The organism is Mesorhizobium sp. M0019 (assembly GCF_040323975.1).
Lineage (GTDB): Bacteria > Pseudomonadota > Alphaproteobacteria > Rhizobiales > Rhizobiaceae > Mesorhizobium.
In genome coordinates, this window is sequence record NZ_JAMYVK010000056.1 from 1 (window position 1) to 24685 (window position 24685).

The following is a 24685-nucleotide window of genomic DNA, read 5'->3' on the forward strand; positions in this document are numbered from 1 at the left end:
GCTCTGCTCTGTCCACATCTAAAGCTTGAATCACAACCAAGCCTCAGACGGAACCCATAGCCAGCCGATTTTCAAAACGGTCTCTAAGTGCATTTTGAATAGCCAAGGTGATCTGGTTCAGGTCGCCCTCTGGAATCTCGGCATCGAGCATGATGAACCGAATGCGTGAAGTTCCATTCTTCGACGTCGACTGCTTCGCCATAAAGACTCCAATTCAGGTATCCGTTTGTGAACATTAGTAGAACTCTGTAGTTGTGACAAGTAATGCCAACGATTTTAATTCTTCTTGCAAGCGTGACCGTTTTTCCGGATACGAGGGATTAGAGCATGAGGATAGGGCAAGCCATCCTCTATCGGCGAGCAGCATTCCCAACCTCAAGCTCAAATACAGAACATAGCACTTACGTCAGACAGAACTCTGCCTTCACGCGCTCCTCACGTCTCCGAACGCCGCCTTACTGTTTGAAGCAGTTCTCACGGTGCCATTGCAAGAAACGACGATGCGGGCGTTCGAATTGGCGGACAGGCGTAAGCGCTCGACCGGTCCTGTTTATAAATCCCTGCACACTGTCGGGATCGTTGACCTGCCGGGAGATCACAATTTCCAAGTCATCGGACAGGCTGATCAACCCGCGATCGAACATCCAATGCGCTGTACCGGACAATGCGATCCCATTGTTGACGACGTCGGGTCCGTTCGCTTCGACCGGTCGAATATGGGCGGCTGAAACCTCTGCCCGGCCGCCACCATTTATCAACTTCAGTCCCGTGATCGCGCACCGCTCATCGTAGGCGCGCAAGACGATGCGACGGAAAATGCGGTCTCGCACAATTCGCGATCCGATGTAGTTTACGCGATCACGGCTCTGTTCGAATTCGAATGGCGCCTGCTCATCCTGAAAGCCGGTAGATGTGCCGACGTCATCAATGCGCGGTAGCAACAACTCATTCGTGTCCAGGCCGAGATCGATAATGCGGTTGAAATCGGCTGGACTGATGGGGCGAACGGCCGATTGGGCGCGACCGGAAATCCGTCCCTCGTCGTTGAGCAAGCCTCGTTCAACGAGACCATCGGTTCCGTTAAATGGAACCGGATTGACGAAATCCAGGTAGGTCCCGGGCTCAATCAGAGCGAGGTACATATCAGGCGTCGCTGGATCGGGAATGACCTGTTGGACTCTGGCTACGGCGTAATAGCCTCGGGTATCGTTTACCTTGCTGGGCTCGTAATAAATGATCCAGTTGCCAACGCATTCTTGAACGCGGCGCAGATACGAGCCAGGAAACTGATATTGCTCAGCGGGGCGGTCATTGTAGATCGAATCTGAGCGGTGAATGAAGACCCCGAATCCCATGATCTTCCTGTAGTGCTTTCTTTGGGGACATCTGCCTCAGATGTAACAACAAAATCTGATCTTGAGGGCTTAGTCTAGGCCGGAGAAACTTTTCCCCATGGTATCGGTCATTGGAAACGCACGTTGTACCGATAGGGAAAACGCTAGCAAAGCGCCGCGCTATTTTTCACGCAGCGTGTCGCACAACGCCCGCGCCGTCCGTCCCCCGACAGAAGGAACCCGCCATGCCAAACTCATCGTCACCGAATTCATCAGCGTCGATGGCATTGCCGAGGTCGAGAAGCTGCCGGGCGTGACCTGGAACGATGAAATGCAAAATTCAAGAACGACGAGCTTGCCGACAGCGGCGCCATACTTTTGGGGCGCACGACCTGTGAGATTTTTGCCGGCTCGTGGCCCAAGGAGACCGGAGACTTCGCCGACCGATTCAACGCGCTGCCGAAATATGTCGCCTCGACGAGCTTGACGCCGCGCGGATCCCTCCCGCCATTGATGCGATCGAGTTCGCAGCCACCTGGCGGAAGGCGGAAGGGTCTGATCCGCCCTTTCTTGCTGCTGCGGTAGAAGACGTCTTGATTCAGCCAAAAGCCCAAATTGCTGGATTTGGCAGCCCAGGAAGTATAGGCTTGGTTTTTGGTTCAAGCGATGGAACAGAGACTAGCCGCAATTCTGGCCGCCGATATGGCGGGCTACAGTCGGCTAATGGAGGCCGACGAATCCGGCACGCTCGCACGTCTTCGGACCCATCGCATAGAACTGGTCGATCCCGCCATCGCGAAGAACAAGGGCCGGATCATCAAGACCACCGGAGACGGCATGCTCGTTGAGTTCCAGAGCGTGACCGATGCCGTGAAATGCGCCGTGGAAATCCAACAGCGCATGAAACGGCGCAATTCGGACGTGCCGCAAGAACGGCGTATCGAATTCAGGATCGGCATAAATCTCGGCGACATCATTTTCGACGATGAGGACATTTTCGGCGACGGCGTCAATATTGCGTCGCGCATCGAGCAACTCGCCGACGTCGGCGGCATCTGCGTGACCGCAGCGGTGGCGACCCAAATTGCCGACCGTCTCGAAATTGCCATGGAGGACCTGGGCGAGAAGACGTTAAAGAACATCAGCCGCCCGGTTCGCCTCTATCGCGTTGGGTTTGATAGTTCTGTCCTGCCAGAAGTCGAGGCAAAGCGATCCATCTCGAAACCGTCGATAGTGGTGCTGCCATTCACCAACATGAGCGGCGACCCCGAGCAGGAATTTTTCGCGGACGGACTGACCGAGGACATCATCACCGAACTGTCCCGCCACCATGAGCTGTTCGTCATCTCGCGCAATTCCAGCTTCGTCTACAAGAACCGCGCCGTGAATGTGCGCGAGGTGGCCGAGAAACTCACCGTCCAATACCTGGTGGAGGGAAGCGTCCGCAAGATCGGCGACAGGGTGCGCGTGACGGTTCAGCTCATCGACACGGCGAACGACGCTCATATTTGGGCGGACAAATATGACCGGAAGCTGGACGACATATTCGCGATTCAGGATGAGGTGACCGCGGCGATCGCAGCCACGCTGCCCGGTCGTGTCGAGGCGGCTCAGCGGGACCAGCTCGCGCGCGCGAAACCCGCAAACATGGCCGCGTATGAATGTGTGCTTGCTGCCAAGGTGCTGCATCACCGAAGCACGATTGCGGATAATGAACGCGCGCAAACCTTAATAGAAAGGGCCGTCGCGCTCGACCCCGATTATGCCCATGCCCATGCCTGGCGGGCCTGCATTCTTGGCCAGGCCTGGGTCCATAACTGGTGCGAAGACAGGGATGCCGTCTGGAACAACATCATGGCGGCGCTGGACAGGGCGCTGGCGCTGGACAACAACGATGCCGATGTCCACCGCATTCTCGCGGCAGTGAACGTGAACAACAATGAGCTGACCACTGCGCGCTACCATCAAGAGCGGGCGCTGGCCCTCAATCCCAATTACGACCTCGTGGTGGTGCAGCAAGGCGAGTTATTGACGTGGCTCGGGAGGCCGGAAGAGGGAATTGAATGGATCCGCAAGGCAATGCAGTTGAACCCGCACCACCCGGAGAGGTTCTGGAGCCATCTGGGAAAGGCGCATTTCGCCGCGCGCCAGTATGGCGAGGCGATCGAAGCTTTCATGCATCTGTCAACCATGGACTCGGCTCAGCACGCTTTCGCCGCTGCCTGCTACGGCTGGCTCGGCGACGAAATCGCGGCCGCGGCGCATCTAGGCAAGATCAGAACGCTCGATCCCCAATTCGACCTCGATTCATTTATCGCCACCCTGCACTTTGCCCAGGAGTCTGATGTGCAGCACGTCCGTGAAGGACTGCTGAAAGCCGGAATTGCCCGCCTGTAGCCAGCCCGTGACTACGACCCAGATCCAATCGGCAAAAAAGACCGGCCTCCGATGCGGACCTTGTGGCATGACCGAACGATGGGCAGGTCGGAGAAGCTTTTCCCACGGTATCGGTCTTTGGAAGCGAACAGGGAAAACCCTCCCCCTGAAAAAGCGCCGCGCTAGTTGACTGCGCATGTCGCATAAGGCCCGCGCCATTCGGCCCTGCCAGAAAGGAACCCGCCATGAGAAAACTCATCATCACCGAATTCATCAGCGTCGATGGCATTGCCGAGGTCGAGAAGCTGCCGAGCGTGGCCTGGAACGATGAGATGCAAAAGTTCAAGGACGACGAGCTTGCCGACAGCGGCGCCATGCTGTTGGGGCGCACGACCTATGAGATCTTTGCCGGCTCGTGGCCCAAGGAGACCGGAGATTTCGCCGACCGGTTCAACGCGCTGCCGAAATATGTCGCCTCGACCAGCTTGCAGGCGCTCGACTGGCAGCCGGCCGAGCTGCTGCAGGGCGCGTTGCCGGACGCGGTCAGAGGGCTGAAGCAAGGCAGCGGCGGCAACATCTATGTGCATGGCAGCCTCAGCGTCGCGCAGGAATTGCTGCGCCATCGCCTGGTCGACCGCATCAGGCTGCTCAGCTACCCCGGTGCCGTTGGCCAGGGCAAGCTGCTGTTCCCGCCTGGCGCGCAATTGCCGCTCGAGCTGATCTCGGCCAGGCAATTCAGCAACGGCGTGGTGGCGCTGGAGTATGCGGCTGGGAAGGCGTGATGAGCCAATCTCCCCCCTTGAGGGGGAGATGCCCGGCAGGGCAGAGGGGGGCGACTCGCGTAATGCGCCAACCCCCACCGACGCAAGAGGCAGGCCGCGCCCGGTCGAACCGACCCCCTCTGGCCTGCCGGCCATCTCCCCCTCAAGGGGGGAGATCGCAGCTTCGGCCATCAGCGCCTCACCCAAGCTACCGCCCCCGCCCGCCTGCCTCCAGCTTCTGCTCGGCGGCGATCAGCATCTCGACAAACCTCGTCACCTTGGGCGGGCGGAAGCGGGCGGCGGGGTAGACTGTGTAGATGCCGCCGGAGGGCAGCCGCCACTCGGGCAGGATCTGCACCAGCCGCCCGGCGGCCAGTTCGTCCCGCACCAAAAAGTCCGGCAGCACCGACAGGCCGGCGCCGGCGCGGACCGCTGCCAGCACTGCCGGCGTTGCGTCGATCGAAATCGTTGCCTGCATGCGCACGGCCTGCTGCTCGTCATCGCCGCGCGAAAATTGCCATAGCAGCGGTTCGCGCAGCGCCATGTTGGCGACGAAGGGCAGCCCGGCGAGGTCTTGCGGTTCGCCGGCGGTGAACCGGCCTGCAAAGCCGGCGCCGCATACCATGAATTGTTGGAAGGTGCCGATGCGCCGGGCCTGCAGGCTGGAATCGGCCAGCCAGCCGACGCGGATGGCCACGTCGATGTGGCCGGAAACCAGGTCGATCGTCTCGTCGCCCAGCGTCAGCTCCACCCGGCAGGCGGGATAGCGCGCGCTGAAGGCGGCGACCACCGGCACCACCGCCGATGTGCCGTAGTCGTTGGACGCGGCGATGCGCAGCGTGCCGGTCGGCTCGGCGGCGGCCTGCGCGAGCTCGTCGAATGCATCCTCGGCCTGCTGCAGGACCTGCAGGCAGCGGGCATGGAACGTTCGGCCGGCCTCGGTCGGATGGACGCGCCGCGTCGTGCGGATCAGCAGCGTCGTTCCGACATCGCGCTCCAGCCGCGCCACCTGCTGGCTGACCACCGCCTTGGTGATGTCCAGCCGCTCGGCGGCCCGCGTGAACGAGCCGGCATCGACCACCGCCGCGAAATAGGCCAGCCGGTTCAGGTTCATGCTTCGCTCATGGCGGAGGCAGTCTCATTGTCAGGCAATGGCATACATTACGTCTATTTTGTCGGCCTTCAATACGCATTCCGCTTTTGCCATCTTGCGGGCATCGAGGCTGCGCGCCGCCGAGTTCCGCATTCCCAGGAGACATCCATGTTCACACGGAGAAGCATCATGAAAACCACCCTCGCCGCCGGCGCTGCCGCGGTCTTTGCTCCCGCCGGGCTTGGCCATGCGGCCGGCGGGCTTTCCTGGAAACATTTCCCCGCCGGGCAAAACGGCTTCTTCCGCGCCCCGGTGCTGGTCTCCGGCGCCGCCGAAGCCGTGCTGATCGATGGCGGTTTCACTTACCCCGACGGCCGGGCCGTGGCCGAGGCGATCAAGGCGACCGGCAAGACGCTCACCACCATCTATGTCAGCCAGTCCGACCCGGACTATTATTTCGGCCTCAAGCCGATCAAGCAGGCGTTCCCGCAGGCACGGGTGATCGCCGCGGCCGAGACGGTGGCCGCCATCAACGGCAATGTCGAAAAGAAGCTCGCCGTCTGGGGGCCGCAGCTCAAGGAGAATGGCCCGCAGGCGCTAGCCGACGCCGTCATCCCCGAAGCATTCGACGGCAAGACGCTCAGCGTCGATGGCGAGACCATCGAGATCGTCGCCGCAGAAGGCCTCGCCAACCGGCGCTATCTCTTCGTGCCGTCGCTGAATGCGGTGTTCGGCGGGGTGATGATCTTTGCCGGCGTGCATGTCTGGACAGCCGACACGCCGACCAGGGAACTGCGCGCCGCCTGGCTCGCCAATCTCGAAAAGATCGCGGCGCGCAACCCGGCAATCGTCGTGCCCGGGCACATGACGCCTGAGGCCGCTACGGACCTTTCAGGCGTCGAGCACACCAAGACCTATCTCATCGCCTTCGAGGAAGAACTGGCCAAGGCCAAGGACGCGGCCGCACTGAAGAGCGCCATGGAAGCCCGCTTCCCCGGCCTCGGCATGGGCGTGGCGCTCGACATCGGCTCCAAGGTTGCCACCGGCGAGATGAAGTGGGGCTGAGATGGCCGCCAATCGCGAGCTGATCCGCGCCACTTACGAAGGATACGCTCATGGTCCAGCGGGCGCTGACGCCGGACGCTTGATTACGGTCATCCGCCGAGACGGTTGGTGCGCTTGCTGGCTTCGGCTTTGGCGCGGGCCTCGACCGCCTTTTCGATCTCGCGCTTTAGCTCGTCCTTGATCGCCACCGTCTCGGCCATCAGCGCCTCGACCTTCATGAAATCGAGCACCCGGTATTTCGAAACGGCCGGCCTGATCAATATGTCGGGCCGGCTCTGGTTCAGCTTGCTGGCGATGATCGACTGCATCATCAGCTGCGTGGCGCCGAACATCAGGTCGACGGAGGTCGGAAATTTGCGGCCGGCCTCGGTTGGCGCGCCGACCACGTCGACGGCGATGATGATGTCGGCGTCGAGCTCGATCAGGTCGAACGGCACGGGATTGTAGATGCCGCCGTCGATCAGCAGCCTGCCGTCGCGCATCACCGGGCGGAACACCGCCGGGATCGCCGCCGAAGCGGCCAGCGCCGAATGCAGCTCGCCTTCGTCGAACACGGCGAGCTGGTGGCCATAAAAGTCCGTTGCCGTCACCTTCAGCGGTATCTTCAATTCGGCGAAGGTTTCGGGAATGGCGTCGGGCAGGAACGCCTTGAGGATGCGCTCGACATTGAACTGGCTGACCCGCAGGCCGCCCTGCATCGCCTCGGCAAAAGTGCCGGGCCGCGCCCGCCACATGCGCGTCGCCACTTCGGCGCGGCGGCCGAGGATCGAGCGCGTATAGTCGTGGATGTCCTTGCCGGTCATGCCCGAGGCCATGCCGGCGCCCATGATGGCGCCGATCGACGAGCCGGCGATTGCCGCCGGCCTTATGCCCAGCTCGTCCAGCGCCTCGATGACATGGATATGCGCCAGCCCACGCGCCCCGCCGCCGCCAAAGGCGATGCCGAAGCTAGGCGCCATTTTGGGTGCCCCATGTGGCGGAGCTATCGAATTTGGGCAAATGCCCCCTCGCCCGGATTGTCGGCAGTTTGCGGTCGTGGCGCGTCTTTCCTTCTCCCCTTGTGGGAGAAGGTGGATCGGCGCGGAGCGCCGAGACGGTTGAGGGGTGTTGGACGGAGCTCGGTCGATGCCAAGCTGGAGCACCCCTCATCCGTCGCCTTCGGCGACACCTTCTCCCACAAGGGGAGAAGGGGGAGCCAACCGGCGCAGGCCAGTGCGGGAAAAGTGGGCTCATCCCTTGTTGGCCGCGCCGAGCTTCGGCCCGACCACCATGACGGCCGGCTCGGCGGAGAGCAGCTTTTTCGCCACCGCTTTCACCTGGTCCAGCGTCACCGCGTTTATCAGGGCGGCGCGGCGCTGCATGTAGTCGATGCCGAGCTTGCCGAGCTGAATCTCGACCAGCATTGAGGCGATCGCGCCCGAGGAATTCAGATTGTTGATGGCATAGGCGCCGATCATGTATTTCTTGGTCGCCGCCAGCTCGGCTTCGGTCGGCCCCTCCTCGGCCATGCGCTTGACCACGTCGCGCACCACGGCCAGCGTCTCGGCCGCCCTATCGGCGCGGGTCGAGGTGGTGATGGACAGCGCCTCGGAATGCTGGTGGTCGACGAGGTCGGAGCTGACGCTGTAGGCCAGGCCGCGCTTCTCGCGCACCTCGTCGAACAGCCGCGAGGTGAAGGTGCCGCCGCCGAGGATCTCGTTCATCAGCACCGCGGCGAAGAAATCCGGCGCATTCCGCTTCACGCCGGGATAGGCGAGTTGCAGCGAGGCCTGCGGCTGGTCGTAAACGACCTCGAGCTGCTGGCCGAGCCTCAGGTCGATGTCGGGAACGGGCGTAAGCGCCTGCTTTTCCGGCAGGCTGCCGAACACCAGGTCGAGCTTCTGCTTCAGCGTCTCGGCGTCGATGGCGCCGACCACCGCGACATGCAGGCCGTCACGGGCGAAACTTGCCTTGTGGAAGGCGCTGAGATCGGCCGGCGTGATCGTCGCGATGCTTTGCCTGGTGCCCTGGTCGGGCCGCGCATAGGGATGCCTGCCGTAGATCGCGTCCAGCCATTTGCGTTGGGCGAGCGTATCGGGATCGCGCTCGTTGGCGATGATGCCGGACAGGATTTGCGAGCGGATGCGGTCGATCGGCGTCTGGTCGAAGCGCGGCTGGTTGACCGCCACGCGCAACAGGTCGAAGGCGCCGTCGCGCTGCTCGGCCAGCATGCGCATCGAGCCGTAGATGCCGTCGCGCTGCGCATCGAAGCTCATCTCGGCGCCGACATCGTCAAGCTTGATCTGGAAGGCCTCGCTGTCGAGGTTGCCGGCACCTTCGTCGAACAGGCCGCTCATCAGATTGGCAAGCCCTTCCTTGCCGGGCGGATCCTGTGTCGCGCCGCCATCGAAGACGAAGCGGATGGCGACGATCGGCACCGAATAATCCTCCACCAGCCAGGCGGCAATGCCCTTCGACGAGGTCACCTCCTGGATGTTCATGGCGGCGCGAGCGGAAAGCGCCGGCAGGATGACAAAGAGAAGGGAGAGGAACAGGGTTGCTAGAAGAGAGCCGGCGTGCTGGCGCTTCCCTTCTCCCCTTGTGGGAGAAGGTGGATCGGCGCGAAGCGCCGAGACGGTTGAGGGGTGTTGGACGGAGTGCCGTTGGTGCCAAGCTGGAACACCCGTCATCCGACCGAGCTTCGCTCGGCCCCCTTCTCCCACAAGGGGAGAAGGGGAGGAGCCCACGAGGGGAGAAGACAGAGCGGGACCATGCTGGCTCATCATCAAATCAATTCCCAGCTTGGGTTTGCGGCAGAAGATAGCCGGTCGTTGTGTGGTCGAGATTGAGATAGCGGGCAGCGACCGCCTTGACCTGGTCGGCGGTGACCTTGCGGATGCGGTCCGGCCATTGCTGGACGTCCTGCACGTTACCGCCTGTGGCGAGCGTCGAGCCGTAGATGTTGGCCATGTCCTCCTGTTTGTCGCGGGCAAAGATCATCGAGCGCACGAAACGGTCCTTGGATTTTTCCAGCTCGTCGCTGGTGACGCCGTCTTTCGCGATGCGGGCGATCTCGGCGTCGACCGCGGCCTCGATGTCGGCAAGCTTGGCATCGCCGCGCGGCGCGCCGTAGACGGTGAAATTGGTGTCGTCGAGCATGGTGCCCTGGAAGAAGGCGCCGGCCTCGGCGGCGATGCCTTGCCTGACGACAAGCTCCTGGTAGAGCCGGCTGCGGTTGCCGCCGCCGAGGATTTCGGACAGCACGTCGAGCGCTTCGGCTTCGCCGGGCTTTGCCGTGTGATAGGACGGAACCACCCATTGCGTGGTAAAGCTCGGCACGCTGACGCGCCCGTCGGTCAGCGTCACCGTGCGCCTGGTGTTCTGCTCGGGCTCGACGGGGCGGATGCGCGGCGGCAAGTCCGGGCCGCGCGCGATCTTGCCATAGGTCTTTTCGGCCAGCGCCTTGACCGTTTTCGGCTCGACATCGCCGGCCACCACCAGCACGGCGTTATTGGGTGTATAATATTTGTTGTAGAAGGCCATCGCGTCGGTGCGGTTCAGCTTCTCCATCTCCTGCATCCAGCCGATGACCGGAATGCGGTACGGCTGGTTCTGCCACAGCGTGGCGTCGATCTCCTCGTCGAGCACCGCCTGCGGATTGCTATCGATGCGCGAGCGGCGCTCCTCGAGGATGACGTCGCGCTCGGTTTTGATGACGTCGTCGTTGAGGATGAGATTGCGCATGCGGTCGGCCTCGAAGCCCATCATCTCACCGAGCGCCTGAGGCACCACCGTCTCGTGAAAGGCGGTGTAGTCGTAGGAGGTGAAGGCGTTGTCCGAACCGCCGATGGCGGCGACGGCACGGTCGAGCTCGCCCGCCGCATGGTTGCTGGTCGCCTTGAACATCAGATGCTCGAAGAAATGGGCAATGCCGGACTTGCCCGGCGGCTCGTCGGCGCTGCCGATCTTGTACCAGACCATATGGGTGACGATGGGGGCGCGGTGATCGGGGATGACGACGACCTCCATGCCATTGTCGAGCAGGAAATCGGTGACGACGCCATCGTCAGGATTGTTATCCGCCACAGCCGGCGCGGCCATCACCAGAGCCAGTCCCAAGAGCGTTCCGCGCAGCCATTCAGCCTGAAATGTCATAGATGGCTCCGGTTTGTAGTGGGACGATAGGCGGGGTTGCTGGTCGAGGCAAAACGAATTGTTCGTCATTTTGAAGGCGCCATCGTGGAAGCCGAACTCAGGCGGCCTCGATGAACCGGATGACCGTCTCGCCATAGTTGCGCTCGTCGACAACCGAAAAGCCCGACCCTGCCTCGAACGGCGCCGCCGCCGCTTCCTCGACGACGCAGAGCGCGCCGGGGGCGAGCCAGCCACCGGCCTTGGCCGAGCGCAACGCGCGTTCGCCAAGGCCTTTGCCATAGGGCGGATCGGCGAAGACCAGGCCGAATGCGGCGATGGTGCCCGCCTCGCCCAAGCCCGTCGCGTCGCGGCGGAAAATCTTGGTGCGGCCGGTGAGGCCGAAGGCCTCGACATTGGTGCGGATCAGGCCGCGCCCTTCGGCGGATTCCTCGATGAAGACAGCGTAGGAGGCGCCGCGCGACAGCGCTTCGAGGCCGAGCGCGCCGGTGCCGGCGAACAGGTCGAGCACGCGCACGCCGTCCAGTCTTTCGGGAAAGCGATGCGCCAGCACGTTGAAGACCGCCTCACGCGTGCGGTCGGTGGTCGGGCGGATGGCAAAGGTGCGGGGCGTCGCCAGCGGACGCCCGCGAAACTCACCGCCGACGATCCGCATTGCTTCCTTTCGGGCCGCCGCGCGGCCGGTCGCCACCGCCATCCGGGCGCTCTCCGCGCGGTTTGCCGAACGGCTTTGCACCGCCGCCTTGCGGCTTGCCGCCGGGCTTGCCGTAAGACGGCTTGAACGATGCCTTGCGCGCCTTGTTTTCTGCCGCCTTGGCGGCGTCTGCCTCCGCCCTGCCCTTGCCGATCGGCCGTGCGCCCGGCGCCATCCAGACATTGGCCTTGCGCTGGCCCGGCGGCTCGATCGGCCGCTGCTCGCGTTCAGATTTTTTCCCACCGAAGCCGCCACGAGGCTTGTCGCCACGGGGTTTGTCCCCGAAGTCGCTGCGTTCAGGTCTGGGGCCACGCTCGCCAAAGCTCTTTTTTGGCCCAAAGCTCCTGTCAGGGCTTGTCGACAGCTTGCCGAGCGCTTCGTCGCGGCTGCCCTCGCGCCGCTTGCGGTTCTTGATCAGGCCGCCCTCGCCGATCGGCCGGCGTTCGCCGTCGCGGGTGAATTTCGGCCGCTCGGGCTCCTCCTCGCGCTCACGCCTGACCGGCTTGTTGGAAAACGGCTTGGCGATATCGGCATCGAAATTGGCGCCGGACTCTTCGACCAGGCGCTCGCCGAGCTGGTCGCGCAGCACGCGGCCCTTGATCTCCAGCACATGGCCTTCCGGCAAATCGTCGAGCTGGAACGGCCCGTAGGAAATGCGGATCAGCCGCGTCACGTCGAGACCGAGCGCGCCCAGGATGTTCCTGACCTCGCGGTTCTTGCCTTCGCGCAGGCCGAGTGTCAGCCAGGCGTTCGAGCCCTGCTCGCGGTCGAGCGTCGCTTCGATGGCGCCGTAAAAGACGCCGTCGACGGCAATGCCTTCGCGCAGGCCGGCAAGCGCGCTTTCCTCGACCTTGCCGTGGACGCGCACGCGGTAGCGTCGCAACCAGCCGGTCGCCGGCAGTTCGAGCACGCGCGACAGGCCGCCATCATTGGTGAGCAGCAGCAGGCCTTCGGTGTTGATGTCGAGCCGGCCGATGGTCATCAGCCGCGGCAGCCCGGGCGGCAGCACGTCGAAGACGGTCTTGCGGCCTTCGGGATCGCGGTTTGTCGTGACCACGCCGGCCGGCTTGTGGAACAGGAACAGCCTGGTGCGCTCGATCGGCGGAATCTCCATGCCGTCGAGATGGATGATGTCGCCGGGCATGACGTTGAAGGCCGGCGAGGACAACACCTTGCCATTGACCTTGACGCGGCCGGCCGCAATCAATTCCTCGGCGTCGCGGCGCGAGGCCAGGCCGGCACGCGCCAGCCGCTTGGCAATGCGTTCGCCGGCTTCTTCCGTCGCCTCGACGCGACGCGGGCGCGGCTTGAAGCCGCCTTCCGATGCCGCCTGTGCCCTTTGTGCCCCTTGCGGTCGATCGCCGCCAAAATCACGCTTGGGACGATCGCCAAAATCACGCTTGGGACGGTCGAAGCGCCTCTCACCGCGCTCGCTTTCGGCAGCTGCTGGCCGGTCGCCGCGCGGTGCGTAAGGCTTGCGCGGACCTTCGCGCTTTTCATAAGGCGTGCCCTCCGGACGCGGCCCTTTGCTGAACGGCTTGTCGCCGCCTTTGAAGTCGCGCTTCGGCCGCTCGCCTTCGGCAGCTGCCGGCCGGTCGCCGCGCGGCGCATAAGGCTTGCGTGGACCCTCGCGCTGTTCATAAGGCTTGCCTTCCGGACGCGGCCCTTTGCTGAACGGCCTGTCGCCGCCTTTGAAGTCGCGCTTCGGCCGTTCGCCTTCGGCCGCCGCCGGCCGGTCGCCGCGCGGAGCGTAAGGTTTTTTGGCGCCGAAGGACGGCTTGCCACCCTTGCCGGGAGCGCCATCGCGACCACGCGGCCCCGCCGGCTTCGGGCCGGCCTTGCGCGGGAATTTCTTGTTTTTGTCGTCCATGTGGCCTTTGCTCGTTTGCGCGGGTAGTAACAGGATCGCGCTCTAGTGGCGAGGAGATAATCGGAATGGAAACCGCGTGAAGCGGCGGGATTTCATGGCGCTGGCGCTTAAAGAAGCCGAAGCCGCCGCCCTGCGTGGCGAAGTGCCGGTTGGCGCGGTCGTCGTCGGCGGCGATACGGTCGTTGCGAGTGCCGGCAACCGCACCCGCGAGTTTGCCGATCCCACCGCCCATGCCGAGATGCTGGCGATCCGCGAGGCCTGCCGCAAGCTTTCCAGCGAGCGGCTCAGCGGCCACGATCTCTATGTGACGCTGGAGCCGTGCGCCATGTGCGCCGGCGCCATCTCCTTCGCCAGGCTGCGCCGGCTTTATTTCGGCGCTGCCGACGAGAAGGGCGGCGCAGTGGTCAACGGCGTTCGCTTCTTCACGTCACCGACCTGCCACCATGTGCCCGACATCTATCCGGGCATGGCCGAGAACGCTGCAGCAGCATTGCTGAAGGACTTTTTTCGCGAGCGACGCGGACCCTGATTTTCTGGTCCGGCAGACGGTCCAAATCCAAGTCAGCCAATCCAGCCAGCCAATCCAGGGCAAGGACGTCTCTGGCGCCGTCAGCCTACCAGGGCAGCCAGTCGAACATGCCGCCGCTCTTACTCTTGGCGGCCGCCTCCCTCTTGAGGCGGCGTTCCTTCTTGTACTCGTCCTCGCCGAGGTCACCCTGCGGCGCGGTGGCGGCGGCAGCGCGGTATTGCACCGGCGGCTCGCTCAGATATCTGCGGGTGGTCGGGTCGCCCTGTTTGCCTTCAGCCCGGCGGCGCATGATTTCCGCGGCGCGGCTCTTGTCCGAATCGGCCGGAGTCCAGGCTGGCGGGTGGCTCGAGCCCGACTGCTTCAGCGCGGCCTTGACCGACGCCGGATCCGTCTGCACGTCATCGATGACCTGCGCCTGGTAGGCCGGGTCGTCCTGATGCAGGGTGGCATCGGCGCGCAGGCGGGCACGGCGCTGCTCCGGCGATTCGGGCCATTCGGCACTCGCCGTCTCGATGCTTTCCTGCGGCGGCGGCAAGACTTCCTTCTGCCCCGGCCCCGGCTTCACCAGCGTGGGGCGCGGCTTGTAGTCGATACTATCCTTGCGCTTGGGTGCGAAGGAAAAAGCCCCGGTGAGGTCGCCGGCAAGCTGTGCGCCCGCGGTCTTGTCGGTCCCGTAAGTGGGCGAGCCCATGCAGCCGGACAAGGCGAGGCCCGAAACGACAAGCGGCGCCAGCAGCGCAACGCGCGCGTAAGTTCTCTCGGTCATGCCAAAAAGTCCCACTGTAGACAGCCTCTCGATTGCCGCCGGCCAAAGAAAGGTCCGGTCCCCATCGCCTATGCTCTTCCGACGGAATTCCGGCGACAATTTGTCGTCCGGAGTTTCGCGTGTTTACCTCAACCACTCGTTAAGGGCAACGCGCGGGGGCCGATCGGCCGCCCGCCGTGGCATTTGTGCACCGCCTTAAAGACGGCGCAAAGCCTTCAGCTCATGCAGAACAGCGGCGTCACGGGCCGAAACATCCGGGAATTCCGGATCTGAGCCGACATCGGCGGTGTAGCGCCATGAGCGCGCGCACTTCACCAGGCCACGGTCCTCCGCCTTCTCGACGACCACGGCGACGCCCTTGACGTCGTCGAGGGTAAAGCTGCCCGCCGGCGCTTTGCCGTGCATGATAACCAGATCGCTGGTGATCGCCATCTCGGCCATATCGACATCGGCGATCGCCGCTTCGAGCACGGCATCGTCGAGGGTGACGACCGGCACCGCTTCCAGCGAAGAGCCGATGACCTTCTGCGCACGGGCGATTTCCAACGCCCCGGTGACGACACGGCGGACCTGCCGCACCTTGCGCCACTTCTCCGCCAGCGCCTCGTTCTTCCAGTCCGCCGGGATCTCCGGGAACTGGTCGAGATGCAGGGAGACCGCATCCGGATGACGGTCGAGCCAAGCCTCTTCCATGGTGAAGGGCAGCATCGGCGCCAGCCATTTCACCAGGCAGTCGAAGAGATGGCGCACCACCTGCACGGAAGCCTTGCGCTTCACGCTGGAAGGCGCTTCGCAGTAAAGCGCGTCCTTGCTGATGTCGAAATAGAAGGCCGACAGCTCGACCACCATGAAGTCGAGCAGCGCGCGGGTGATGCGCTTGAATTCGAACGCGTCGTAGCCCGAGCGTACGACCTCATCGAGCTCAGCGAGCCGGTGCAGCATCAGCCGCTCCAGTTCAGGCATCTTATCCAGCGGCACCTCCTCGCCATCGTCGTGGGCGAGCGTGCCCAGCATCCAGCGGATGGTGTTGCGCAGCTTGCGGTAGGCGTCGATATTGGTCTGCAGCACGTTCTTGCCGAGCCGCTGGTCTTCCCAATAATCGGTCGTCACCACCCACAGCCGCAAGATGTCGGCGCCGGACTGCCTGATGACGTCCTGCGGCACGACGGTGTTGCCGAGCGACTTCGACATTTTCCGCCCCTCCTCATCCATGGTGAAGCCATGGGTGACGACGGTGTCGTAGGGTGCCCTGCCCCTGGTGCCGCAGCTTTCGAGCAGCGAGGAGTGGAACCAGCCGCGATGCTGGTCGGAGCCTTCGAGATAAACGTCGGCCGGCCATTTCAGGTCGGGCCGGTCCTCAAGCGTGAAGGCATGCGTCGAGCCTGAATCGAACCAGACATCGAGGATGTCCATGACCTGCTGCCATTTCGAGGCATCGTGATTGCCGAGGAACCGCTCCTTGGCGCCGGCGGCGAACCAGGCGTCGGCGCCTTCTTTCTCGAAGGCGTCCATGATGCGCTGGTTGACTGCCTCGTCGCGCAGCACATTGCCGTCGGCATCGGCAAAGACGGCGATCGGTACGCCCCAGGCGCGCTGGCGCGACAGCACCCAGTCGGGGCGCTCCTCGATCATGGCGCGGATGCGGTTCTGGCCGGCGGCGGGCACGAAGCGGGTATCGTCGATGGCTTTCAGGGCGCGGCTGCGCAGCGTCGTGCCGTCGCCAAGCTCCTTGTCCATATAGACGAACCATTGCGGCGTGTTGCGGAAGATGATCGGCTTCTTCGAGCGCCAGGAATGCGGATAGGAGTGCTTCAGGCGGCCGCGCGCGAACAGCGCGTTGCGCTTGATCAGCTCGTCGATGACAGCCTGGTTGGCGTTGCCCTTCTTGCCATTGTCGTCGATGACGCGCGCCGCTCCACCCTCGCGGTCCGGGCCGAAGCCCGGCGCGTCCTTGGTGAAGAAGCCGGCATCGTCGACGGTGAAGGGGATCGCGGTGTCGATGCCACGCTGGCGAAGATCAGAGGCAGCATCCATCCAGGCGTCGAAGTCTTCGCGGCCATGTCCCGGCGCGGTGTGGACGAAACCGGTGCCGGCATCGTCGGTGACGTGATCGCCGGCGAGCATCGGCACGGGAAAATCGTAGCCGCCGCCCAGAGCTTTGAGGGGATGCGAAAGCGTAAGGTTTTCAAGCTCTTCGGCGCCAACGCTGCGAAGCCGATTCAGAGTGACCTTGGCCTTCGCGGCAGCGTCGTCCGCAAGCTTCTCGGCAAAGATCAGCTTTTCGCCGGGCTGAGGACCAAAGGCGTTCTCGGTCGCGGTAACCTCGTAGAGACCATAGTTGATGCGCGGCGAGTAATTGACGGCGCGATTGCCGGGGATTGTCCACGGCGTCGTCGTCCAGATGACGACGTTGGCATCAAGCAGATCGAGCGACGTCTGCGTCAGCTTGGGATCCAGGGCTGGCTGGCCATCCTCGATGTTGATGACCTGGCGAGCGAGGCTGACGACCGGAAACTTCGCCCAGATCGTGTCCGACTCATAGTCCTGGTATTCGACCTCCGCCTCGGCCAGCGCGGTGCGCTCGACCACACTCCACATAACCGGTTTGGAGCCGCGATAGAGCTGGCCGGACATGGCGAATTTCAGCAGCTCGCCGGCGATCCGCGCCTCGGCGTGGAAAGCCATCGTCGTATAGGGATTGTCGAAGTCGCCGATAACGCCGAGGCGCTGGAATTCGGAACCCTGCACCTTGATCCAGTGCGCCGCAAACTCACGGCATTCCTGCCGGAACTCGTTGACCGGCACCTCGTCCTTGTTCTTGCCCTTGGCGCGGTACTGCTCCTCGATCTTCCATTCGATCGGCAGGCCGTGGCAATCCCAACCGGGTACATAGTTCGAGTCATAGCCGCGCATCTGGAATGAGCGGGTGATGACGTCCTTGAGGATCTTGTTCAGCGCATGGCCGATATGGATGTTGCCATTCGCATAGGGCGGGCCGTCGTGCAGCACGTATTTTTCGCGACCGGCTGCGTCTTCGCGCAACTTGCGGTAAAGGTCCATGTCCTGCCAGCGCTTGACCAGCAGCGGTTCCTTTTCCGGCAACCCGGCGCGCATCGGGAAATCCGTCTGCGGCAGGTAGAGCGTTTTGGAATAATCGATCGTCTCGGCGGTCTCGGTATCAGTCATTCGTCTGCCATATGCGTTGCCGGCGGCAAAAGAGCCCGGGCGTTGAACTATCATGATCTGGAAAAAGCGCGAGAGGCCGCGCGCAAGATTCCCGGCGGCTCCGGCGGCGGTCAGGCCGCCCGGAACACCGGGCCTGTAATTCGTATCGCAGTCGCGAGAAGGCGCGAAAAGCTCGTCATGGCTGGGCTTTTAACCGACACAGGCGATGTTGAAAAGCCCGAACTCTCGGCGGTTTCCTGTCGGGGCATCATGGTCGTTAGTTTGTTGTCGTGGTTTTCCTTGCATGATGTGCCACTTGCGCCTATATTTAGGGGCAAGTGGCAGCGGAGCCAGCTCATGTCTAGTCTGCATACCAAGGTTCGCCCAGAAGCCGATCCCGCCGACGCCGCAATTCCCGATACCGCGACGGAACGGTTTCTTGTTCATGTCACCAGGGTCGAAGGGCTCCGTCAACGGGGCTTCAGTAGTGATGAAATCTACAAGATCGTCGGCCCGCGACGGACCCTGGCGCGTCGTAAAGAGCGAAACGAGACTCTGACGATCACCGAATCCGACCGCGTCCAGCGACTTGAGCGGGTTTCAGCGATGGCGGACCGGGTTTTCGGCAGTCATGAAAAGGCGCAGCGTTGGTTGCGCAAGCGCAGCAGAGTGCTCAACGAGATACCGATCAACCTCTTGCAGTCCGAGACGGGTGCCGTCCTGGTGGAAGAAGAGCTCCATCGCATCGATTACGGCATTCTCGCCTAACACATATGCGGCTGTGGCGCATTTCCAGCTACGCCGATCTCTCCGGCGCCGGTGGCATGGTCAGCGCCGGCCGTTGGCATGTCATGGGGACACCGATCGTCTACTGCGCCGATCATCCAGCTACAGCGCTTCTCGAAATTCTGGTGCATGTGGACGCGGAAGACCTGCCCCAGACCTATCAGCTTCTGGAAATCGAAGTGCCGGACGGCGTTACCGTTGCATCTCTGGAATTATCTGATGACTGGAAGCACGATACAGCCACGACGCAGCGGCTCGGCACGGATTTTATCGCCACAGCCAAGCACGCCGTTATGGAAGTCCCCTGTGTGATCGTCCCGTTTACAAGGAACTATCTCTTCAACCCAGATTTGCTGGCGCGCGACGGCATCCACATCGTTGAGGTCACAACGCATCCTATCGATACCCGATTGCTGGGGTAGACATCACATCGAAAAATCGAAGCGATAGGTCGTCGACACGCCGATCATGAACTGATCCCTGGAGCCGCGCTCCTTGACCAGGCTGGAATCGGCGGCCGGGCCCATCAGGCGGGAATATTCGCCGAACAGACTGGCCGTCATCGGCTCGGTCACCTTCCAGGTCACCGCGCCGCCCAGGCCCGCCGACTTCACCCCGCCGCCGGGATGATATTCGCTAAGTCCCGAGGCCAGGGACTCCTTGGCATCAACGCCGTAATAGGCGTCGAAATAGTCCGATGAGGCGAACGAAACGCGCGGTCCGGCCGAAATCCTGACGTCGGACGTCACATCGTAAAAGGCGTCGGCGGCGATGTCGGCGACAAAGCCGTTATGGGCGCGAATGCCGTGCCGCAATTCGGCGCGGGCACGCAGCCAATCCAAAGGATAGAATTCGAAGAAGCCGCCAGCCTCGCCGCCCCAGTGCACCGGGTCGAGACCCTTCAATTCGTCGGCGTCACCACCGTCGCGGGAAAACAGGAACTTGCCTGTCAGGCCGGCGCGGACGCCGCCATCGTCGATCAATGCCAATGAGATATTGTCGTTGCGCGAGGTGAAGCGCGCCGCGGGACCAGCCTTGCCGAGCGAGATGATCGGCGAGGCACTGAGCAGGTACTTCTTGCCGCCCTCGAAATTCGGGGCAACCATGCCGGTGGCGCCGACCGTCAGGTACCAGTCTCCGGACAGCCAGCCGAAGGTGCCCTCGCCGGCCTTGGCAACGCCGCAGGTGCCGAGCATGAATGCGGCCAAGACCGTCGGGATCGTCAGGACAGACCGCATCGTTACTCCATACGTCGAACGCATTGGCCGATACAACCAGCCTTGACTGAAGCCATGGCGCCAGTTCGGTAAAATTTGACTTAATATCCGCAACATCGGCAGCGTTGGCCGGCCTGTTGCGCGTTGCAGTCGATTGTTTGGCGCACCAAGATTCCAGATCAAGTGTTTGGAATACGATAGCAGTTGCCTCGGCAGGGGTTACAAACATTCGCGGACAAACATGCCTGCGCTGTGAAGAGCGCGGCGACCGGCGCTCAACCCCGCATTCCAAACCGGCCAAGCGTGAATCATATGCGGCCAAATTTCGAGACCTACTTTGACGTCAGCCGCGCCAGCGGCTTCGGCGAGCCGAGTTGCGTCCGACAACAGCGTCTCGGCCGAACCGGCTTGTATCAGCATTGGGGGAAATCCGCTCAGATCGGCGAACAAAGGCGAGATCAGCGGATCGCGCCGACCAACGCCATTGGGAACATAGGCCGTTGCCAGTTCCTCCAAATACGCCCGGTGGATGATAGGGTCGATTGCGTCCTTGGTTGATAGTGTCGTGCCGGACATCGAAAGATCCGTCCAAGGCGAAACCAGCCAAAGACATCGCGGCAACGGCTCGCCTGCCGTGCGCAATATACTGACCAGACACAGAGTGAGGTTGCCGCCCGCACTGTCTCCGCCAACCACGATGCGATCCGACGCGATGCCTTGCCGGCTCAGAAAGCGCCATGCGGTGAGTGCGTCTTCATGTTGCGCAGGGAAAGGATGTTCCGGTGCGCGGCGATAGTCGATCGCGAGGGTGCGTATTCCCATTGCCCGACCTGCCTCGGTAACCATTCGACGATGACTTTTAAGGGAGCCGGAGCAGTAGCCACCACCGTGGAAAAAGAGCAGAACCTTATCCCTGTCACTCCCAGGCGCCAGGGACCACTCTCCCTCAAGGCCATCGAAAACCACGCGCTCGCATCGGATGTCCTCCGCGACCGGCCAGACCGAACCGACTTCGTCGAGCCGCGCCCGGCGTTCGTCCCAGCGGACCGTTCGTGGTTTTGACGTCAACAGCCTGCGGACGGCGTTGATCTCTGTCAGATCGAGGTGTTCGTCCACATCGCCCATTTTGCTCCCCTAGTCTTGCCAAGCGCCGAGAAAGGCGAACAGCCAAACGTCATCGACAAGATACCGATTGCCCGCTTGCAAATATAGCGACGAACCAAGCGCCACGATCATCTTGCGATCAGCCAGATCAACATCAACGAGAAATCGCCCGACGTCCGTGCCATATTGGCGGTGCGCTGCCGTGTCAGCCAATTTTCGATTTGCTCGACGGTGCAAGGTTCAAAAGAGGGGGAATTCCGATGCCGGACAATTCGTATGCCGGAACCACTGCCGAGCGGCTTGTCAATCCGCGCAGCGTAGGACGATTGGGGCTGATCGTGATGGCGCTGTTCCCCACCCTGTGGGGTTTTCTCGGTCTGTTGAACGATGCAACCGACTTCAAAGACACTCTGGTGAATGCCGTGAAGCCGATGATCGAAATGACCAACACCTACGGCAACCCATGGCAGCAATGGCGTGCCATCACCATGCCATGGGCTGCCTCTGTGGCACTCCTCGGCATCATGGCCGTCGAGACCCTAGCGGGGATATTCGGACTGATCGGGCTTGTGCTTATGCTGCGCAAGTTGGTTGGCAGCAGCAGCGATTTCGCTCATGGCAAGGCATGGATGATGCTGGGCTGCCTGTGCGCAATCCTGGTGTGGGGCATCGGCTTCACGGTGATCGCCGGCGACTATTTCCTGTCATGGGAGGCCAAGACCATGCCGCTGTCGAACCAACTCGGCGGAACAATCTACTTCTTGCCCAACGCGCTCGGGCTAATCGTCGCGACCCTGCATCGCGAAGGCGGCGATTACTGAGACCTCGACGCAAGGTTGTGACATGCGGATGCGACCGGCGTTGCGGCATTTGGAGGTCGGGCTCTGTATCTAAGCTCGACGTTGCGGCCGCTTTGCGGACAGGAGCTATTCTCCAACTAAACCTCAGCGTGACCACCGGTTTGGCACGAGGCACAAGCCCACGTTTCACGGAAATGAACTCGCAGCGGCTGCTCTTGCCAAAAGCAGACGTCTCGCAGGCGTACCGCCCGAGCATGGGTGTGACCCTCACAGCCTGCTCGCTTTACGAGAGGGCCTATCGGCGTTACCTTCAAAGCCGACAAAAAGGCCAAGTAGTCTTGAGGGAGAGGGCGATGACACTGCACGGCGACGCCTTGAAAGATGCGATCAGCCAGACGCGGGCGAAATGGGGATGGTTCGTCGCGCTCGGGGTGCTGCTGCTTGTCTTCGGCGGCATTGCCTTCGGCAATCTGTTCATCGCAACCGTCGCCTCGGTCTTTGTCGTGGGCTGGCTGATGCTGATGGCCGGCATTGTCGAGATCATCCATGCCTTCGGCGTGAAGACATGGGGCCGTTTCTTCTATTGGCTGCTCAGCGGCCTCCTCTACGCCGTCGCCGGCTTCTTCGCCTTCGACAATCCCGTCCTCGCCTCGACGGTGCTGACCTTCCTCCTGGCGGTCGCGCTGCTTGCCTCAGGCGTGCTCAGGGCCTGGGTAGGCTACAGCCACCGGCCGCAGCCGGGCTGGGGCTGGGTGGTCGCGGCCGGCGTCATCAGCGCGCTGGCGGGACTGGTCATCGCCATGGGCTGGCCGGTCAACAGCGTGTGGGTGCTGGGCCTGTTCCTGGCCGTCGACCTGATCTTCCAGGGCTGGACCTTCATCGCCCTTGGCTTGGCGCTGAAGAGATAAATTCTGGTTGAGCATGATCTTAATCGGAAAACCGGATCCCACTTTTTGCTGCGCTGACCTTCGGTTCGGGACCATGCTCTAAAAAGCTATGGCCGCGTCCAGCCCGGAAAGCGGCCTGACGCCGGCGAGCAGTGCCTTCGCCTCGGCCTCGTCACGCTTCATCTGGGCGACCAGCGCGTCAAGCCCGTCGAACTTCACCTCCGAGCGCAGGTAGCCGAAGAAGGACACGGCACAAATCTCGCCATAGAGGTCGCCGGAAAAGTCGAAGACGAAGGTCTCCAGCAGCGGCGCGCCATTGTCGTCGACCGTCGGCCGGCGGCCGAAGCTGGCGACGCCATCGCGTAGCGAACCGTCGGCGCGGCGGAAGCGGACGGCATAAATCCCTTCCTTGAGGGTGGCTTCCGGCGAAAGCGTCATGTTTGCGGTCGGAAAGCCGAGTGTCCGGCCGAGCTGCTGGCCGCCGATCACCTCCGCCTCGACGGTGAAACGGTAGCCGAGCAAGCCGGCGGCCTCGGCCACATTGCCCTCGCACAGCAGCGTGCGTATGCGGCTCGACGACACCACCTCGGCGCTTTCGTCGCGAAACGCATCCACCAGCGTGACGCCGAAGCCGTGGCGCTCGCCGGCAGCCATCAGATAGGCCGGACCGCCCTGGCGGTCCTTGCCGAAATGGAAATCGAAGCCGGTGACGGCGTGGCTTATGCCGAGGTTGCGCTCGAGCACGCCGGTGACGAAAGCCTCCGCCGACAAGGAGGCGAACTCGCGTGTGAACGGCTGCTCGACCAGCGCCGCAAAGCCCAGATGCGACAACAGCCGCGCCTTCATCGGCGGCGGCGTCAGCACGAACAACGGCATGTCCGGCCTAAACACCTTTCGCGGATGCGGTACGAAGGTCAGCACCAGGGCGGGTACGCCGCGACGCTCCGCTTCGGCGCGCGCGCGTTCGAGCACCGCCTGGTGGCCGCGGTGGACGCCGTCGAAATTGCCGATAGCCACCACGCCGCCGCGCAGATGGGCCGGCAGCGGTGCGGTTGCGGAAATGCGTTCGAACATGGCCGTCATGGCTTGAACCTATTGCAGCCTGGGAATCACCGCGACCGGCCTGTAGCCATATTTTTCCAGGAAGGCCGCGAGCCTGGCCGGATCCGGCTGCAGCGTCTCACCGTAATCGCGGGCATGGATGCCGCCCGATACGTAGAGCACGTCGAAGCCATTGTCGGCCGCGCCCTTGATGTCGGTCATCATGCCGTCGCCGATGGCCAGAACTTGCGAACGCTCGACCGGGCGGCCGAGAATGACGGCGATCTCCTTCATGGCGACGTCATAGACCGGCGCGTAGGGTTTGCCGGCGATCAGCGTGCGTCCGCCAAGCTGTGCGTATTCGCGGGCCAAAGCGCCTGCGCACCAGATCATGCGTTCGCCGCGCTCGACGACGATGTCGGGATTGGCGCAAATGAAGGGCAGGTTCCTGGCACGCAGCCTCTGCAGCAGATCGGCATAATCTTCCGGCTTCTCCACCTCGTCATCGAACAGGCCGGTGCAGACCACGCTGGATGCTTCGAACTCCTCGACGAGTTCGACGTCGAGGCCCTCATAGAGCGTGAAATCCCGATCGGCGCCTATATGGAAGATCTTTCGCGGCCCTTCGGCGATCAGGTCGCGGGTAACGTCGCCGGACGTCACGACACGGTCGTAGGCGGCGGGAGGAACGCCGATGGCGTTCATCTGTGCCACCACGTCGGCGCTGCGACGCGGCGAATTGGTGATCAGCACGACAGGTATTTTCGCCGCGCGAGCAGCGATCAGCGCGGCAGCCGCCGCCGGGAAATGCCATTCGCCATTGTGCACCACGCCCCAGACATCGCACAGGATGGCTGAATAGACTCCCGACAGGTCTGCGAGCGAACCAATGATGTCGGGCGAATCCGCCATGCCGTTGTCCCTGTACTATGATGCTTGCAAGCGCCGCGACCGACGGTCCGTAGCGGCCGGCCCGGATTAACCGAAGCATTTCGCTCTGTCACCAGCTTTCGTTGTGCCCGCAAGATTGCCGCCCGGGGACGCCGGCGAGGACGTGTGGTTAACG

Annotated in this window: 23 protein-coding genes; 8 read left to right on the top strand and 15 right to left on the bottom strand. The window is 62.9% G+C overall.

Annotation, left to right across the window (positions count from 1 at the left end):
* Nucleotides 1–43: 43 nt before the first annotated feature.
* Both NKK47_RS29155 and NKK47_RS29160 read right to left on the bottom strand, forming a co-directional pair.
* Nucleotides 44–202, bottom strand: a complete 159-nt coding sequence (locus NKK47_RS29155; protein ID WP_352579212.1) for a hypothetical protein — start codon at nt 200–202, stop codon at nt 44–46.
* A 253-nt stretch (nt 203–455) separates the two neighbouring features.
* Nucleotides 456–1355, bottom strand: coding sequence for an HNH endonuclease (locus tag NKK47_RS29160; RefSeq protein WP_352579213.1), 900 nt, complete (start codon nt 1353–1355; stop codon nt 456–458).
* Nucleotides 1356–2000: 645 nt separating this feature from the next.
* Between NKK47_RS29160 and NKK47_RS29165 the strand changes: the two genes are divergently transcribed.
* Together NKK47_RS29165 and NKK47_RS29170 are read left to right on the top strand one after the other, a co-directional pair.
* A complete protein-coding gene (locus tag NKK47_RS29165; RefSeq protein WP_352579235.1) occupies nt 2001–3731 on the top strand; it encodes an adenylate/guanylate cyclase domain-containing protein in 1731 nt (576 codons plus the stop codon).
* 224 nt (nt 3732–3955) lie between these two features.
* Nucleotides 3956–4492, top strand: a complete 537-nt coding sequence (locus tag NKK47_RS29170) for a dihydrofolate reductase family protein (RefSeq protein ID WP_352579214.1) — start codon at nt 3956–3958, stop codon at nt 4490–4492.
* Between the two features lie 187 nt (nt 4493–4679).
* Here NKK47_RS29170 and NKK47_RS29175 read toward each other — a convergent pair whose 3' ends face one another.
* Entirely contained in the window at nt 4680–5585 is a 906-nt protein-coding gene (locus NKK47_RS29175; protein ID WP_352579215.1) for a LysR family transcriptional regulator, read from the bottom strand.
* A 147-nt stretch (nt 5586–5732) separates the two neighbouring features.
* On the opposite strand from NKK47_RS29175, the gene NKK47_RS29180 reads away from it, so the two are divergent.
* Nucleotides 5733–6629, top strand: a complete 897-nt coding sequence (locus NKK47_RS29180) for an MBL fold metallo-hydrolase (protein ID WP_352579216.1) — start codon at nt 5733–5735, stop codon at nt 6627–6629.
* A gap of 89 nt (nt 6630–6718) precedes the next feature.
* On the opposite strand, the gene NKK47_RS29185 is transcribed toward NKK47_RS29180, so the two are convergent.
* From NKK47_RS29185 to NKK47_RS29205, 5 genes are all read right to left on the bottom strand, one after another.
* Complete coding sequence (locus NKK47_RS29185) at nt 6719–7588, bottom strand: patatin-like phospholipase family protein (protein WP_352579217.1); 870 nt, start codon at nt 7586–7588, stop codon at nt 6719–6721.
* A 270-nt stretch (nt 7589–7858) separates the two neighbouring features.
* Nucleotides 7859–9109, bottom strand: a complete 1251-nt coding sequence (locus tag NKK47_RS29190) for a M16 family metallopeptidase (RefSeq protein ID WP_352579218.1) — start codon at nt 9107–9109, stop codon at nt 7859–7861.
* A 289-nt stretch (nt 9110–9398) separates the two neighbouring features.
* On the bottom strand, nt 9399–10763 hold the full coding sequence (locus NKK47_RS29195; RefSeq protein WP_352579219.1) for a M16 family metallopeptidase: 1365 nt from the start codon (nt 10761–10763) through the stop codon (nt 9399–9401).
* Between the two features lie 97 nt (nt 10764–10860).
* On the bottom strand, nt 10861–11415 hold the full coding sequence (gene rsmD, locus NKK47_RS29200) for a 16S rRNA (guanine(966)-N(2))-methyltransferase RsmD (protein ID WP_352458074.1): 555 nt from the start codon (nt 11413–11415) through the stop codon (nt 10861–10863).
* Nucleotides 11396–13324, bottom strand: a complete 1929-nt coding sequence (locus NKK47_RS29205) for a pseudouridine synthase (RefSeq protein ID WP_352579220.1) — start codon at nt 13322–13324, stop codon at nt 11396–11398. The genes rsmD and NKK47_RS29205 overlap by 20 nt, the downstream gene beginning before the upstream one ends.
* Nucleotides 13325–13400: 76 nt before the next feature.
* Here NKK47_RS29205 and NKK47_RS29210 point away from each other — a divergent pair, with 76 nt between their 5' ends.
* Nucleotides 13401–13853 (top strand): nucleoside deaminase, encoded by a 453-nt coding sequence (locus NKK47_RS29210; RefSeq protein WP_352458052.1) that lies wholly within the window; start codon nt 13401–13403, stop codon nt 13851–13853.
* A gap of 85 nt (nt 13854–13938) precedes the next feature.
* Here the strand turns inward: NKK47_RS29210 and NKK47_RS29215 are convergent, their stop codons facing one another.
* Together NKK47_RS29215 and ileS are read right to left on the bottom strand one after the other, a co-directional pair.
* Nucleotides 13939–14619, bottom strand: coding sequence for a hypothetical protein (locus NKK47_RS29215; RefSeq protein ID WP_352458053.1), 681 nt, complete (start codon nt 14617–14619; stop codon nt 13939–13941).
* Nucleotides 14620–14814: 195 nt separating this feature from the next.
* Nucleotides 14815–17805: an isoleucine--tRNA ligase gene (ileS, locus tag NKK47_RS29220; protein ID WP_352579221.1), complete on the bottom strand. Its 2991-nt coding sequence runs from the start codon at nt 17803–17805 to the stop codon at nt 14815–14817.
* Between the two features lie 42 nt (nt 17806–17847).
* Here ileS and NKK47_RS29225 point away from each other — a divergent pair, with 42 nt between their 5' ends.
* Nucleotides 17848–18552, top strand: a complete 705-nt coding sequence (locus NKK47_RS29225; RefSeq protein WP_352458055.1) for an Xre family toxin-antitoxin system antitoxin — start codon at nt 17848–17850, stop codon at nt 18550–18552.
* Between the two features lie 5 nt (nt 18553–18557).
* A complete protein-coding gene (locus NKK47_RS29230) occupies nt 18558–18992 on the top strand; it encodes an RES family NAD+ phosphorylase (RefSeq protein WP_023674343.1) in 435 nt (144 codons plus the stop codon).
* A gap of 3 nt (nt 18993–18995) precedes the next feature.
* Here NKK47_RS29230 and NKK47_RS29235 read toward each other — a convergent pair whose 3' ends face one another.
* The 3 genes from NKK47_RS29235 to NKK47_RS29245 all read right to left on the bottom strand — a co-directional run bounded on the left by NKK47_RS29235 (nt 18996) and on the right by NKK47_RS29245 (nt 21104).
* Nucleotides 18996–19808, bottom strand: a complete 813-nt coding sequence (locus NKK47_RS29235; protein WP_352458056.1) for a MipA/OmpV family protein — start codon at nt 19806–19808, stop codon at nt 18996–18998.
* Nucleotides 19809–20006: 198 nt separating this feature from the next.
* Nucleotides 20007–20912 (bottom strand): alpha/beta hydrolase, encoded by a 906-nt coding sequence (locus NKK47_RS29240; RefSeq protein ID WP_352458075.1) that lies wholly within the window; start codon nt 20910–20912, stop codon nt 20007–20009.
* A gap of 9 nt (nt 20913–20921) precedes the next feature.
* A complete protein-coding gene (locus NKK47_RS29245; RefSeq protein ID WP_352579222.1) occupies nt 20922–21104 on the bottom strand; it encodes a hypothetical protein in 183 nt (60 codons plus the stop codon).
* A gap of 8 nt (nt 21105–21112) precedes the next feature.
* On the opposite strand from NKK47_RS29245, the gene NKK47_RS29250 reads away from it, so the two are divergent.
* On the top strand, nt 21113–21712 hold the full coding sequence (locus NKK47_RS29250) for a DUF2165 family protein (RefSeq protein ID WP_352458057.1): 600 nt from the start codon (nt 21113–21115) through the stop codon (nt 21710–21712).
* A gap of 332 nt (nt 21713–22044) precedes the next feature.
* A complete protein-coding gene (locus NKK47_RS29255) occupies nt 22045–22599 on the top strand; it encodes an HdeD family acid-resistance protein (RefSeq protein WP_352579223.1) in 555 nt (184 codons plus the stop codon).
* A gap of 78 nt (nt 22600–22677) precedes the next feature.
* Here NKK47_RS29255 and NKK47_RS29260 read toward each other — a convergent pair whose 3' ends face one another.
* Nucleotides 22678–23661, bottom strand: a complete 984-nt coding sequence (locus NKK47_RS29260; RefSeq protein ID WP_352458059.1) for a bifunctional riboflavin kinase/FAD synthetase — start codon at nt 23659–23661, stop codon at nt 22678–22680.
* Between the two features lie 9 nt (nt 23662–23670).
* Entirely contained in the window at nt 23671–24531 is an 861-nt protein-coding gene (locus NKK47_RS29265; RefSeq protein WP_352579224.1) for a TIGR01459 family HAD-type hydrolase, read from the bottom strand.
* Nucleotides 24532–24685: the final 154 nt, after the last annotated feature.